The organism is Fodinibius salipaludis (assembly GCF_002287075.1).
GTDB classification, from domain to species: domain Bacteria; phylum Bacteroidota; class Rhodothermia; order Balneolales; family Balneolaceae; genus Fodinibius; species Fodinibius salipaludis.
On sequence record NZ_NSKE01000013.1, the window covers coordinates 37,760 to 52,942 of the forward strand.

General features: G+C 41.9%; 14 protein-coding genes. 10 read left to right on the forward strand and 4 right to left on the reverse strand.

Annotated elements, in window-relative coordinates:
* The first annotated feature begins 3 nt into the window (after window positions 1-3).
* Window positions 4-2,463, forward strand: coding sequence for a serine/threonine-protein kinase (locus CK503_RS14970; protein ID WP_095607645.1), 2,460 nt, complete (start codon window positions 4-6; stop codon window positions 2,461-2,463).
* Window positions 2,464-2,682: 219 nt separating this feature from the next.
* Window positions 2,683-3,258 (forward strand): DUF4168 domain-containing protein, encoded by a 576-nt coding sequence (locus CK503_RS14975; RefSeq protein WP_095607646.1) that lies wholly within the window; start codon window positions 2,683-2,685, stop codon window positions 3,256-3,258.
* Window positions 3,259-3,331: 73 nt separating this feature from the next.
* On the opposite strand, the gene CK503_RS14980 is transcribed toward CK503_RS14975, so the two are convergent.
* From CK503_RS14980 to CK503_RS14995, 4 genes are all read right to left on the reverse strand, one after another.
* Window positions 3,332-4,540: a sensor histidine kinase gene (locus tag CK503_RS14980; protein WP_095607647.1), complete on the reverse strand. Its 1,209-nt coding sequence runs from the start codon at window positions 4,538-4,540 to the stop codon at window positions 3,332-3,334.
* A complete protein-coding gene (locus tag CK503_RS14985; protein WP_095607648.1) occupies window positions 4,537-5,598 on the reverse strand; it encodes a cobalamin-dependent protein in 1,062 nt (353 codons plus the stop codon). The genes CK503_RS14980 and CK503_RS14985 overlap by 4 nt, the downstream gene beginning before the upstream one ends.
* 10 nt (window positions 5,599-5,608) lie before the next feature.
* Window positions 5,609-5,920: an antibiotic biosynthesis monooxygenase family protein gene (locus CK503_RS14990; RefSeq protein WP_141239952.1), complete on the reverse strand. Its 312-nt coding sequence runs from the start codon at window positions 5,918-5,920 to the stop codon at window positions 5,609-5,611.
* Between the two features lie 142 nt (window positions 5,921-6,062).
* On the reverse strand, window positions 6,063-6,584 hold the full coding sequence (locus tag CK503_RS14995) for a hypothetical protein (protein WP_095607650.1): 522 nt from the start codon (window positions 6,582-6,584) through the stop codon (window positions 6,063-6,065).
* Window positions 6,585-6,795: 211 nt separating this feature from the next.
* On the opposite strand from CK503_RS14995, the gene CK503_RS15000 reads away from it, so the two are divergent.
* From CK503_RS15000 to CK503_RS15035, 8 genes are all read left to right on the forward strand, one after another.
* Window positions 6,796-7,908: an MFS transporter gene (locus tag CK503_RS15000; RefSeq protein ID WP_255233444.1), complete on the forward strand. Its 1,113-nt coding sequence runs from the start codon at window positions 6,796-6,798 to the stop codon at window positions 7,906-7,908.
* A 312-nt stretch (window positions 7,909-8,220) separates the two neighbouring features.
* Window positions 8,221-9,066, forward strand: a complete 846-nt coding sequence (locus tag CK503_RS15005; RefSeq protein ID WP_176466328.1) for an LEA/WHy family protein — start codon at window positions 8,221-8,223, stop codon at window positions 9,064-9,066.
* Window positions 9,067-9,095: 29 nt separating this feature from the next.
* Window positions 9,096-9,572, forward strand: coding sequence for a methylated-DNA--[protein]-cysteine S-methyltransferase (locus tag CK503_RS15010; protein WP_095607653.1), 477 nt, complete (start codon window positions 9,096-9,098; stop codon window positions 9,570-9,572).
* 298 nt (window positions 9,573-9,870) lie between these two features.
* Entirely contained in the window at window positions 9,871-11,469 is a 1,599-nt protein-coding gene (locus CK503_RS15015; RefSeq protein ID WP_095607654.1) for an amidohydrolase family protein, read from the forward strand.
* A gap of 109 nt (window positions 11,470-11,578) precedes the next feature.
* A complete protein-coding gene (locus CK503_RS15020) occupies window positions 11,579-12,043 on the forward strand; it encodes a hypothetical protein (protein WP_095607655.1) in 465 nt (154 codons plus the stop codon).
* Between the two features lie 33 nt (window positions 12,044-12,076).
* Entirely contained in the window at window positions 12,077-12,451 is a 375-nt protein-coding gene (locus CK503_RS15025) for a (2Fe-2S) ferredoxin domain-containing protein (protein ID WP_095607656.1), read from the forward strand.
* 107 nt (window positions 12,452-12,558) lie between these two features.
* On the forward strand, window positions 12,559-14,175 hold the full coding sequence (locus CK503_RS15030) for an AsmA family protein (RefSeq protein WP_095607657.1): 1,617 nt from the start codon (window positions 12,559-12,561) through the stop codon (window positions 14,173-14,175).
* A 27-nt stretch (window positions 14,176-14,202) separates the two neighbouring features.
* Window positions 14,203-15,165 (forward strand): pyridoxal-phosphate dependent enzyme, encoded by a 963-nt coding sequence (locus tag CK503_RS15035; protein WP_095607658.1) that lies wholly within the window; start codon window positions 14,203-14,205, stop codon window positions 15,163-15,165.
* Window positions 15,166-15,183 lie beyond the last annotated feature (18 nt).

The window sequence follows — 15,183 nt, forward strand, 5'->3', positions numbered from 1 at the left end:
ACAATGGACAAAATCCATCATTACGAAATAAAACGCGAACTGGGGGCGGGACAGCACGGTACAGTTTATTATGCTACTGATACCCGACTCAAGCGGCCCGTTGTTATAAAAATTGTACACCCCGAGCGGGCCAAAGAGAAACAGATTCGTGAGCAAATTCTGGAAGAAGCCCAAATTGCTTCGGCTATACAGCATCCCAATGTAAGTACTATTTACGAAGTCGGGGAATATGAAGAGCGTCCATATATTATTATGCAATATGTACCGGGACGTACCCTGGCCGAACTGCTCCAAGATGGCTCTTTGAACCTACAGTTTGCCTTGTCGATAAGTATCCAAATTGCTGAAGGACTGGCTGAAGCTCATAAACTGGGGATATTGCATCGGGATCTAAAACCCGCCAATATCATGGTTACTGATGGTGGACTTGTCAAAATTCTTGATTTTGGTCTTGCTAAACGTCGGGAAATTTCCGAGATAGAGTCTATTACTAACGAAGAACAAACCAGCAATCAAACAAAGAAGTCATCGCAATTTGGAACCACCGCCTATATGGCTCCCGAACAGTTTATAACGCTTCGTAGTAGCAACCAAAGCGATATCTTTTCGCTCGGCGTCATTCTTTATGAAATTGTCACGGGACAACATCCATTTCTTTTTGATAATAATTCGCATGAGACCGATCTTATCAGAATAATTCGATCGGTAACCCCTACGGCTCCCCACAAGCTGAGTGAAAACATTCCAAAGCCGCTTAGTGAGCTTATAGTGAAAGCGCTGGATAAACAACCGAGTAATCGCTTTGAGTCTGTAACAGAACTTCACGATGCATTAAAAACATTAATGAAAAGCATGGATTTTGAGAAGGGTATGATCCCGGGTGAACGTTCAGCCCTGTTACCCTCTCCCTCACCTTCTCAAACAAAAGATTCTGAAAAGAAAAATAATCGGAACAGTACGGGATTGATCTCAATGTTAACGGAATTTTTCCTGCAAAAAGATAGCCAGGATATCCCCGAAAATTCTATTGCCGTCCTTCCTTTTAAGCAAATTAGCGAAAATGGTAAAACCCAATATTTTGGATTAGCTATGGCCGACGCTATCGCTACCCGTCTATCCCAAAATGCCTCTGTAGTTATTCGTCCGCCGAGTACTTTCCTGTCCCTTTCCGATCAGTCGATTGATGATATCGAAGCGGGAAAAAAATTAGAAACAGAATATGTACTTACCGGATCATTTTTTAGCACGGATGAAGAATTTACCCTGAACTGGCAACTCATAAAAGTAACTAATAAAGAAATACAAGCCGGTAACACCGTTTCAATTCCATCCTTCGACCTGTTAAAAGTACAGAGTGAAATCACAGAGCAAGTTTTTGATACGCTTTTTAGTCTCGGCAAACTTGAACAGCGACATGAAAAAAGATCTTTTGATAACCTGCCTATTGACCTCTCAGAACAGTATCTGGAGGCACAAGCACTACTTTCCCGTTTTTTATGGGGCTCAAATAATCCTAAAGACCTTATTGAAGGTAGAGAAAAATTCGAAGAGGTATTGGAACAGGCTCCCGATTTTGCTGCTGCTCATGCGGGTTTGGGCCGCACGCATCTGAACTATGTTACCAACGGTTATGGTGGTCCCACTTATTTTATGAAAGCTCAGGGGCATTTGGGTAAAGCGCTCGAACTTGATCCCGACAATGTTGAGGCTAAACTACAGAGAGCCTATACTTTCCTTTGGCGGGGCGAAAAAGACCGCGCGCGTCGCGATATTCAGTATCTGCTAAAAAATGATGGCCGTAATACCGAGGTTTTACTTGGTGCTGGTATTATTGTACAACTTGACGGACTCCACCGTGAGGCTCTTCGCCTACTGGGCAAGGCATTGCAAAAAAATCCCGCTGCAGCAACTCAAATTTACAATCGCCGGGCACGGCTCAATCACTATCTGGGACAGTTGGATCTGGCATGGCTTGAAGTTGATAAAGGATTAACCCTTGAACCCAAACACTCACTGTTACGAACTACCAAAGGATACCTATTTTTTAGTGAAGAAGCTTATGAAAAGGCCGTGCCGGTCTTGGAATCGGTTATTGAAGAAGATCCTAATCGCCGAGTAACATATCCGACACTGGCAATGTGTTATGTGAAAAATGATCAGCCCGAAAAGGCACACGCATTAATTACCGATGAACTGCTAACCATTGCTGCAACAGATTGCGAAATGGCATTTCGTCTGGCCTCATATTTTGCCGTTGATGGCAACCATATCGAAGCCCTGCACTGGCTGCGCAAAGCTATTTATCTTGGGTATGAAAATTATCCCTGGATCAAAGAGAATCCCATCTGGAAGCCTCTCCGCAACAATGAAGAATTCAAAGAAATATTATCTGATCTGGAACGGGTTTTTACAACAAACCAAACCCGATGGATGAAATTTTTAAATGAATTCTGGGAAGAATAATGATTTTGTATTCGTAGAAAAAATGGCTGACAATAGCTCATAAATTATCTTTAGCAGCTATTAAGTAAATCCATTTAAAAACCTATATTAACATTTTAATTTCTGCCTCCGAAACATTTTCTTTACCACTACTAAATAAATAAAGAAATAATCAGGTTTAGCAGTCGTTGACGAACTGCTATACATCTAAAGCAAACACCAATTTTTTATAAATTTCACATGATTAATACCTTAAAATATCTTTCAGCTATTCTTTTGGCAGTCGCACTTATCGGATGCCAAAATGACTCAAACGAAGAAAACACACAGCAACAAGAAACTCAGCAGCAAGGACAGCTGGGACAAATGCAGCAAGAAGTTCCTGATGTTGATGTTTCTGATGAAGAAGCTGCCACCTTTGCAGATGCTGCAATGAGTGCACAACAGGTACAGATGCAGGCTCAGAAAAAAATGATGGGCATTATTCAGGAAGAGGGACTTGATGTTCAAACTTACCAGAAAATTGCACAGTCACAGCAAATGGGCCAGGGAGATTCTACCCAGTTTAGTGAAAGTGAAATGAAAAAGTTTGATGCAGCTACCTCATCAATGGAAAAACTGCAATCTGAAATCAGAGATAGTGTAACAAAGGCTGTTGAAGATGCGGGAATGGAAATGCAGCGTTTCCAGGATATTAGCCGGGCTGCACAACAAGATTCTGCACTGCAGATGCAAATTCAGAAGCAGATCCGAAATAAAATGGGTGGCCAAATGCAGCAACAGCAACCTCAGCAGCAGCAACCGCCACAAAACTAAGAAACAAGTCAGTTATAGGATCTAAAGTCCGCTGTAATTATTCAGCGGACTTTTTTATTTGGAACAGTTTTCATCAAGGCACTTTAACAAAAAAGGTTGATCCTTCGCCAACTTTACTTTCGACCTGGATATTACCGCCATGGGCTTCTACAATTTTCTTAGCAATAGCCAACCCCAGACCCGTACTTTTTTCTCCCGCAGTAGCCTCAACACTTATTTTTGCAAAGGGCACAAATAAATCATCGAGTTCCTCTTCGGGAATTCCCTGCCCTTCATCGTCAACATAAATAGTAATTGCTCCATCACTCTCCTCACAAATCCCCACTTCTATTTCTGTTTGAAGTTGTGAATATTTAATAGCGTTAGAGATTAAGTTGTCTAACACCTGCTGAAATTTATAGGCATCTATTGCTTTAACAACCGACTTATCAGGCAAGTTTGTAATAATAGAGATATTCTTTTTGGTGGCTGTCGGTCGGTTTAGTGATACAACTCGCTCGATAAACTCACCAATGTTCTCATCGTTTTTCTCCAAATTAATACTACCCGATTCTATAGCTGAAATATCCAGCATATCCTCAATAATCCGCACCATATATTCACTGGACTCTTTAATCTCCTTTACCAACTGAAACTGATCATCCGTAAACATATTTTTCTCCTCATGGTCTTCAATCAAAAAGTTGGAATAATTCTGAATCAGCGTTAGTGGATTCCGCAAATCATGAGCCGCCATCCCCAGCATTTGATTTTTCAGCTCATTCAACTTTTCAAGCTCGGCTGTCCTTTTTGTAAGCTTCCGTTGCATATTGGCCAACTCATTATTTAGTCCGCTCATTTCATCATACATCCCCCACTCATCCTCTTTAGATTCTCCGGGCTTCTCTTGTTGCTCCTTCATATAGGCCCGCAATCTATTTACCGACTCGTTATTCATTTCCATCAGACCATTTAGAAACTGCTCGGTATCATCCGGATTGTCTGTTCCAATTAACAAGTTTTCACCATCAATCCGTATGCCAGAAAAGCCAAATAAGATAGTTTCGTCATCATTTGTTACATGCAATCCCCAGTTATAAGCTACCTCATTTGTTTTAATTCGTTCAAGAAACTGATAGGCTTTAGAGATGCTGTCACTATCAAGGCCATCAACGAAAGTAGCCTGATCATCTATATTAAATGTAAATAGGTCATATGAATCATGAATCACCTTCTGCAGTATTCCATTATCATTTACAACAATAGCAATTCCTTTAGGAACGTTTTGGTTCTGTTTGATCAATTTGCGGTTAATTTATTTGCGGTTTCAATTGCATCATCTGCAGATTCTGCCCACCCATCAGCACCAATTTTTTTCCACAAGTCAGGTATCATTTTAAAAGGATATCCTCCTACGATGATTTTTACATTATCAAGCTCACTTTCGTCTCGCAATGTTTGAATCAGGTCTTTGGCTGCGCTGATGTGTAACGGTATAGTAACCGAAATCGCCAATACATCGGCATTTTTTTCCTTAACAGATCTTATTAAATGCTTATCAGGTATATTCGCCCCCAAATAATGGGTATCCCACCCTTCCATCTCAAAGAAATCAGTAACCATTCTGATACCGATTTCATGAAGCTCATCAGCTACTGAACATGCAACCAATCGTTTATCACTTTTTTCCATTGCAAATATTTTGGGATACAACTGCGACATAATCAGCTGTGTTGCAGCGGTGCAATAATGTTCTTGGGCCACCATAATTTGATTCCTCTGCCAAAGGGCTCCAATCTCATACTGCGTTTTTTGAAAAATATGCTCGTATATATCTTTTATCGATACTCCATCATCTACCAATTCCTCAATAAGAACTGCCGCTTTCTTACGCTTACCGGCCAGCAACAAATCCAGATAATTCCGGGCCTCATCAGTGAGAGGATCATCAGGATCAAAAAATGTTATCGGCTCTTCATCACTACTTTCTATAGAGGAGAGTCCATCATTAATAAACGTAACCAGAATTGCTGCTTCTTCTTCCGGCAACACCTTTTTTATTGCTTCCCGGATAATTACAATATTATCAACGAGATCACCACTGGGAATATCCCGTTCTCGCAGCATCGTCCGTGCCCAGCCCAAGTAAGTATTAAACAGTTCTTTGCTATCAACACAAACGGCCTGCTCTAAGTAATCGAGGTGGTAAATGGTATCCTCATAGCACTTTTCCCGCCCCTCTTCACCATAGCACTCATCCAGCTCCGGATGGCGTTCAAAATGCATTGCCGTTACTAACTCAGCCAGCTCCTGTTTATGAGCTTTCAGTTGTTGTACAACTTTACGTTCAGATCCTGGCATAGTTAGCTCTCTAAGAAGTTATATGATCAAAATAATTGAGCGTAAAACTACGTTTTACCATCTTTAACCCTTTGGGGATATTCTGATGCGATTCGCTGCGATGATTGTCGTGCCAATAGTGAAACGATTCCTCATCCTCCCAATGGGTAATCAGCCAAAACTCTGCGGGATTATCCTTTGGTGAAATAACATTAAGTGTCACAAAGCTATCGGCATCCTCCACCAGCTCAGGACGTTTCCGAAAGGCCTCTCGCACTTCATCTTCCATATTATTACGCCCTTCAAATCTACTAATAGCCGTAAAGCCCATAATATTTGCCAATAATTTTGCTGACTTTTCCTAAATGCTCCCTACCTAAAGACTAATCTCTTCTCAATCAATATAACATTAATAAAGTTTAATATTAAAACAGTGTGCCAACTATTCTATCTACAATCTTTTCGATAAAACACAATATACTATACTACAGAGTGTCCCTTAATAACCATTCTGGAATAGAATTATCCTCTCGCTCGTTATTCCAGATTATATTAATAATCCACCAGCGATTCTGATCATACACCAATTGAACACTATTTACTCCGCGTCGTGTTACTTCTCCATCTTCAGCCGACCTAATTTTATAAGCTGTCTGAACCGTAGCCATCTCTCCAAATTGAAATACCTCGCGTCCAATCTCCTCTTCCCAGAATCCATTCTCCTTAAAGTATTCATCATTGCGGTCGATATACTGATCAGGTGTCAATGATACATATCGCAAAGAGCCATCCTCAGCCTTACTTATCGTCCCCATATTTGCTCCCTCTTTATATAGCGAAGAAAACCGATCCCAGTCACGCTGGCCAGCCGGACCGGAAATCACATCGTACAGAGCCGTAATTATTCCATCAATACTGCCAACATCTTCTTCATTAGCCTGTTGTCCGTAAGTAACACTGCTTAAAGTTAGTAGGAAACTTAAAATTGAACCGTAAAAAACTTTCATAATAGTATGAGCTATTTGTTTTTGGATGGTAATGAAATTTCCCAGAGAGGTAACAAGCAAGGTACATCTAAATTCAATTTTATCGGAACGTTATTTTCACTCATTTTATTTACAATCCATGCACTAAAACGTTAATCAACATAGCAAAACAATCTCTACCAAAAAGAAGCAACCTCTTCTAAAAGACCTTAACCTCTATGTAATCTTTGGCATCACGCTTTCAGCGGTAATGGGCGTTTCCAGTATTGCCCCCGCCCTGCCAAAAATGGCGAACGTCCTGGAAGTCTCGAACGAACGTATCGGACTGCTTATCACCGCATTTACCATTCCCGGCATGTTTTTAACGCCCTTTTTAGGGGTATTTGCCGACCGCATCGGACGTAAAGTCATTCTGGTGCCCTCATTGTTTATTTTCGGAATCGCCGGAACGGCCTGCGCTTTTGCCACAGATTTTACCTGGCTCCTTATCCTCCGATTCATTCAGGGAATTGGCGGCGCTTCGCTCGGAGCGTTGAATGTCACCCTGATTGGAGATCTTTATGAAGGCAACCGTCGGGCAACGGCAATGGGATATAACGGCAGCATACTCAGCGTGGGTACCGCAGCATATCCGGCCATCGGTGGTGGACTGGCACTGTTGGGATGGTTTTATCCCTTCTTTCTAACGCTGATAGCTATTCCAGTAGGTTTATTCGTATTAGCCAAACTGGATAATCCCGAACCCGATAATCACCAAAACATTAAGTCGTACCTCGGTGATATCCTCAACGCACTCAAATCAAAAACAGTCATCGGACTCTTTGCCGCAAACTTTCTTACGTTCATTATCCTGTACGGAGGTTACCTGACATACTTCCCGATATTACTCGACGAACAGTTCAGCAAATCATCACTGGTTATTGGGATTATGTTATCCGGCTCATCACTTATTACAGCCTTCGCCTCTTCACAGCTGGGCAATTTAACCAGGCGATTTGCTGAATCCACGCTTATTATTACAGCAGCTTTTCTCTATTTCGGTGTATTTTTAAGCATCCCCTTTATCGAAAATATCTGGCTTTTTACTCTGCCTATTATCGTATTTGGATTTGCGCAGGGTATTAATATCCCCAGTATATTAAACCTGCTTACCCATCAGGCGCCCAAAGAATATCGGGCAGCATTCTTATCGGTCAACTGGACCATTATCAGAAGTGGTCAGGCGGTCGGACCCTTTCTTTTGGGATTAGTGTATGGAGCTTTTGGTCTTAATGGCACATTTTGGATATCAAGCACTGCAGCACTCTGTTTTATCGCGGTAGGCTTTCTGATGATTCGCCCCTGAGCAGTAAAATAATCCTCAATAAAAAAGAACCCCGAGAGTATCCGTCCCGGGGCTCTGTGCTTTAGGTTTCAGCATTTAGGAGTGAATAGAGTATCTAGTTGGCTAACTAGATGATCTAAAGAGACAATAATAGTGCGTTCTGTTTTCAAGAGTATGGCAAACCCCTTTTGTTACAAAAAAATTATCTTACCATATTACCTGTACACTCAGGCTTAAGGAACAAATAATTCTGTCTGCGATATCAGTTATCACAACAATTCATCAATAACCTTAACTCGGCCGCCAAGAATGACCTTTCCAAAGTATATATCTGTGATTCTATTAACGTGTGCACTCTTTTTACTGGATGGATGTGCGGCCCTTGAAGATTTATCCAATTCTATTCAAAAACCAAAACTTTCGGTAGAGAATGTCCGCGTCAGTGATTTCAATTTTGAAGAGATGGAACTCACCTATGATATAAAAGTTGATAATCCGAATGCGCTATCGGTAAAAATGCTGGCCTACGACTATAATCTTGATATCAATGAAAATACCCTTGTAAACGGGAATCAGAAGAAAGAGCTTGCTATCGAGGCTTCGGGAGCCAGTACGTTCCAGGTTCCAATGCGGCTTAATTTTGCTGATGTATATCAAAGCGTACAAAATCTGAGAGATTCAGATGAAGCAACCTACAGCTTTTTGAGTAACCTAACCTTTGATCTGCCTGCCCTCGGAAAAACCAACGTACCCGTAAGCAAGAAAGGGCAAATTCCACTGTTGAAAACACCTGAAATAAGTCTTGAAGATTTTGAAGTTACGGGAGTTAATTTCAGCAGTGCCGATATCAACCTGCAACTGAGTTTTGATAATCCCAACAGTTTTGGGATTGACGTTAATGCTCTTAATTACGATTTGATAATTAATGGAGATCAATGGGCCGACGGCACGGCACTTAGGGGCACAACTATCGAGGAAAAAGGTGTCACCATGCTCAACATCCCAATCTCGCTGAATATTTCCCAGATGGGGATATCAGCCTACCGGCTGTTGACCGGCGGCGAAACCTTTGATTACCACATAAAAGGTAATTTTGATCTCAATGCCCGGCACGAGCTACTCGGCCAAACCACCTTCGACTTTCTACGCTCCGGCAATTTATCACTGCCGCCAAACTAAATCCTAATCTGAAGCAGAATCTCACATCATTGTCAAAAGATTATACTACATACGCACCATCCCCTTTAGGTACTCTTCAAATAACAGCTGAGGAGAACGGACTTACTGCCATCAACTATACCGATAATCCCGCGACGGAATCTTCGAATAAGCACCAACATCCTGTGCTTACAAAAACGGTTGACCAATTGAATGCATACTTTGACGAACAAAGAAAAGCATTTGACCTCCCATTAGTTTTAAAAGGAACTGATTTTCAGCAAAAAGTCTGGAAACAACTTCAACAGATTCCCTACGGACAAACGATAACCTACAGCGAGTTAGCCAATCGGCTCGGGGATCCCCAAAAAGCGCGGGCTGTGGCCGGTGCCAATGGAATGAATCCCCTCCCAATAATCATTCCCTGCCATCGTGTTATCGGTGCTGATAACAAACTGACGGGCTACAGCGGTGGCATTCAGCGAAAGGAATTTCTCCTAAAGCTTGAGGGGGCACTTCTTCTTTAATTTTGACGACCTATATTTCCAGTTCAGGACAAGTTACAATATCAAGCGTCTACATTTAATGCTGAACTAATATGTCACCCTGAACTCGTTTCAGGATCTAAATACATACCTTTTAAAAAGATGCTTAAACCCCGAATAGTCGGGACGCATCAAACCAAAAGGGATCCCCCAATCTCTTTTACTGTCAAAAAATGTACCCATAGGCATATTTTATTTATCATCATTTAAAATCTTTTACTGTCATCCCCTGCATCTGATTATTACATTCCATTAAATATTAATTATTGATACAAGACTCATGACCAAATACGCAGCTCCGATAGCATCACTTCTCTTAATATTTATGATTGGTGTTGGTATCACCAACGCCCAGATACAGGAAGCTCCTGATCGAACTGTGGGTGAAGGGCCCTATGATCGCATGATCATCCGTGGAGTAACCCTTGTTGACGGTACCGGCTCACCACCGCGCGGTCCGGTTGACGTGGTCATCGAAGGTAATCGAATTACATCCATACAATCGGTAGGATACCCCGGCGTACCTATTAATGAAGATCAACGTCCACAAGCCGACGAGGATACCAAAATCATTGACGCAGAAGGCATGTACCTGCTGCCAGGTTTTATTGATATGCACGCACACACCGGCGGAGAAGCTCAGGGAACGCCTGCCGAATATGTATACAAACTCTGGATGGCACACGGCATTACCACCGTTCGGGAACCGGGCTCTTTTAACGGGATAGACTGGACACTGCGCCAACGCGATCGGAGTGCCGAAAACAAAATAACGGCCCCACGTATTTTTCCCTATATCGGTTTTGGGATGGGACATGAGGGTGAAATAACATCCCCGGAGGAGGCCCGTGACTGGGTACAAATGATTGCCGATAAAGGAGCAGAGGGTATTAAGTTTTTTGGGGCTGCTCGTCCTGTGTATAAAGCTGCAATTGAAGAAGCGAACAAACTGGGGCTCGGCACCATGACTCACCACGCCCAAACGCGCGTTGTATACAATAATGCGCTTGAATCTGCTCGACTGGGACTCACAAGCATCACCCACTGGTACGGCATCCCCGAAGCGCTGTTTACCGATCAACAGATCCAAGACTATCCCGCCGATTACAATTACAATAATGAGCAGCACCGGTTTGAAGAAGCTGGCAAACTTTGGAAGCAGGCCGCCGAACCATATAGCGACAAATGGAACAGCGTGATGAATGAGATGCTGGAGCTGGATATTACATTGAATCCAACCTTTACGATTTATGAAGCCAGTCGCGATTTAAGTGCTCAACGTCGCGCCGAGTGGCACGAAAAATATACGCTGCCCTCACTCTGGGAGTTTTATAAACCCAATAGAATATCTCACGGATCCTATTGGATAAACTGGGGAACAGAACAGGAAATTGCATGGAAAGAGAACTTTGACCTTTGGTTTGAGTTTGTCAACGAGTTCAAAAATCGTGGTGGCCGCGTTACGCTGGGCTCTGATGCTGGTTATATCTATAAATTGTACGGTTTTGGATATATCCAAGAAATGGAAATGCTGCGAGAGGCCGGCTTTCATCCACTGGAAATATTTCAGTCGGCTTCCCTAAAAGCAGCTGAAGTACTCAATATGGATGATCAGCTTGGAACCATCGAAGTGGGAAAACAAGCCGATATGGTACTGGTGGATGCTAATCCCCTTGAAAACTTGAAAACGCTTTACGGCACCGGGGCCGTACATGTCAACGAAAATAATCAGCCAGAACGAATTGGAGGCATTGAATATACCATCAAAGACGGTATTATTTATGATGCCAAAAAGCTGCTTGAAGATGTAGAAGAGATGGTTAAAAAGTCGAAGGAAGAAAAAAATTACGAAATAACACAGCCTGGACTGGATTATTAATTACTTTTATGATGTAGCGTTGTTAAAAAATAAGATTCAAATTTATATTTGAGGTAACAAAATCCTTACTATTCATAATCCAATTAAATTGCTAAAGGTCTTTACTATTATGAAAAAATCGTTACTTGCGTTTTTATTTTGTGGATTATTATTGGTATCGGTTGAAACTGTTCATGCTCAAAATTCAGACCTTGGTGTAGGTGCAGTAATAAACAACCCTTCAGGACTCAGCGCTAAATACTGGCTCAATGATGATATTGCCGTAGATGCAGCTTTTTCGTTCGCGATAGCTGAGAACTTTTCGGAAGTATATCTCCATACTGATGTCCTAAAACATACTGATACGATTAACTCCGAAGCGTTAGAACTCTACTACGGGATGGGGATGCGACTTTTATGGAGCGACATCAATAATGACTTAAATACAGGACTTCGCTGGCCGGTCGGTACAGAATATTCTATTGCAGACTCTAATGTGAAGAGCTTTATTGAACTTGTGCCCACTTTAGATTTTTCACCTGACGCCAGTTTTTTCTTCGGAGGAGCTGTTGGCGTACGCTTGTATTTGAATTAACCACTGTCCTATCATCATACTTATTAGATATTTATGAGTAAAAGGGTTAAAAAGAAAGCAGAAGAACTCCATGTTGATAAAATAAAGCGACATATTTTTATCTGTGCCGACCAAACCAACCCTAAATGTTGCAAAAAAGAGATAGGTCTTAAAGCATGGGACTTTCTTAAGAAAAGGCTACGCGAACTCGGACTGGATGGCGCCGGCGGCATCTATCGCACTAAAGCAAACTGCCTGCGCATCTGCAAAAAAGGCCCCGTTGCAGTTGTTTATCCGGAGGGAACTTGGTATCACTCCTGCAAACCCGACGTATTGGAACAGATTATTCAAAAGCATCTCATTCAGGGCAATCCTGTTCAGGAGTATATGTTTGCTGAGCAGCCGTTAACCCCATCTGCAGAAGATTAACAGAAGTTTATTTTTAATAATTTTTATTGATCCCTGGCTTGAGTAATTTGAGTTCTATTTGCACATACTTTGTTTGGGGTTAAATAACTTAATTTTTGCCAAATCCTATGCAACGCTATCAAAAAGTTTTGATTGGCGTACTTGTCACTGTTTTAATACTCATTGGCGGTATCCAAGTTTATTTAAGCTTTTATCTCGATAAGCAGTTAAAAAAGACCACCGTTGAACGTTTTCATAAAGCAACCGATGGTTCATACGATCTCGAAATTGGTGACCTTGATCTTCAACTTCTGAGTCGAAAAATTTCACTGTCAGATATTACCCTTACAACAAAAAAGGAATCAGAAACCAATGTCCGAGTAGTATTAGAACACTTCGATATATCTGGTATTGGATTGTTCAAGCTTCTGTTTTGGAATGAACTCAGGCTTCAAGAAGTTGATCTCATAAATCCCGAAGTACATGTAACGACCTCTGGAACAGATACCTCTGCCCAAGATCAAGAATGGAGTAGCCCTTCCCGAAAAGCTTCTGAAAGTGTCCTAAAAGTGTTGAATCAGCTTTCCATTCCTAAGTTTAGTATCACCGGACTTTCTCTACAGTACAGCCGCGCCAATCTACCTTTTAATCCCCTGCTCTCAATTCCTAATAGTGATATCACCTTATCAAATATTACAATCGACTCAACATCACTAAAGGACCATCGCATAATTCCCGCTGAGAATATCGAAGTAGCCTTTCAAGATCTACGGTTGCAATCACCTAACGAGCTGTATGAAATTTCGGCCTCCCAATTAGAATTTTCATCTTCTAATTCGGTGATGGTAGTAAATGAACTTTCCGTAATACCGAAACTTGAAAAAGTAGCCTTCTCTGAAAAAGTCGGCCATGAAATTGATCGTATTGATCTTGGTATCCAACAAATAAAATGGGAGAAAATTGATATAAATCGGGCAAACAGCGCTGAAGGCATTGCCGCAGGACTTATCAATATCACAAATGCGGATTTAGACATTTATCACGATAAACGTCCCCCTGAACCGGCAAAGAGTAACAAACCTCTACCCCAGGAAATTATTCGGGGTATCCCTTTTCCAATTGCTCTTGATAGCATCCGTATTGTTGACAGTAATATTCGTTATTCCGAGCGGCAACCCAAAACAGAAAAAGAGGGATATATTGAATTTTCCAATCTATCCGCAACTTTAACCAACCTTACCAATATCGAAACCCGCTGGGATGACGGTAAGATACCTACTTTGCATGCTAAAACTGATGTTATGGAGCATGCCCAACTTGATGTGAAATTTACTTTTCCTATAGCTAACGGGGAAAACCGTCAGGAAATTAAGGGAACTCTGCAGCCAATGGATATGCAGCCGCTAAATAACGCCTTGGAACCTCTTGCATTTGTACGGATTGATGAGGGACGTATTCTCGATCTTGAGTTCGATATGAATCTCTCGGAAAAGCAGGCCGGTGGCACCCTTAACTTACAATACCAAGATCTTAAGATCTCACTTCTTGATAAGGAAGGCTCTGAAGAGAATTTTGGTGATAAAGCGAAATCACTTCTGGCGAATACTTTCAAAATTAAATCAAATAATAAGGGAGAAGATCTACGGATAGCAAAAGTTGATTTTGAACGGATCGAGCATAAATCCGTTTTCAATTATTGGTGGAAAAGCTTACTCTCAGGTCTTAAAGAAAGTATTGGTCTTTAACTCTGTTTTTGAATTAAATCAGAAAGTATGTCAGAAATACCCACATTTAAACAAATTCAGAAAGCATATCTTAAAATACGTGACAAGGTTCATCGCACAGCAGTGTTAAAGAGTCAAAAGGTAAATAAACGAGCAGGTGGAGAGCTTTTTTTCAAATGCGAAAACTTTCAAAAAGTAGGCGCTTTTAAATTTCGCGGTGCAACCCATGCGGTGGGAGAACTACCTGAAGAAAAAGCACAAAACGGCGTTGCCACACACTCCTCCGGCAACCATGCCCAGGCTGTTGCACTTGCCGCCAAACAGCGTGGTATCCCGGCTCATATTGTGATGCCCGAAAATGCCCCAAAGGTAAAAGTACATGCCGTTCGAGATTACGGAGCTGATATCACGTTTAGCAAATCCACCCAAGAGGCCCGGGAATCGACATTGGAAACGGTAATTGATGATACTGGTGCTGCATTTATACATCCCTATAACGATCCGAACATTATTATGGGTCAGGGAAGCGCCGCTATCGAGCTACTGGAAGACCAGCCGGATCTGGATATCATACTGGGCCCTGTTGGAGGGGGAGGATTGATCAGCGGTACGGCCATTGCTGCTTCGGGGTTTTCACCCGATACCAAAGTCATCGGCGTTGAGCCTGAAGTAGCGAATGACGCCTATCTCTCATTCAAAACGGGAGAACGTCACCCGATTCAAAGCACTGACACCGTGGCCGACGGACTACGTACATCACTCAGCGAGCTGACATTTAGCTGTATACAAGAACACGTGGATGATATTGTAACCGTTTCCGAGCATGAAATTATTGACTCGATGCGGTTTATTTGGGAACGGATGAAAATTATTATTGAACCATCAAGTGCTGTTCCGGCTGCTGCGGCTTTTAACGACAAAGTTAATATTGAGAACAGAAAAGTCGGAATTATCATCAGCGGTGGCAATATGGATTTGGATACGCTGCCCTGGCAGAATTTTGAGAATTAGGAATTGAGAATTAGGAGT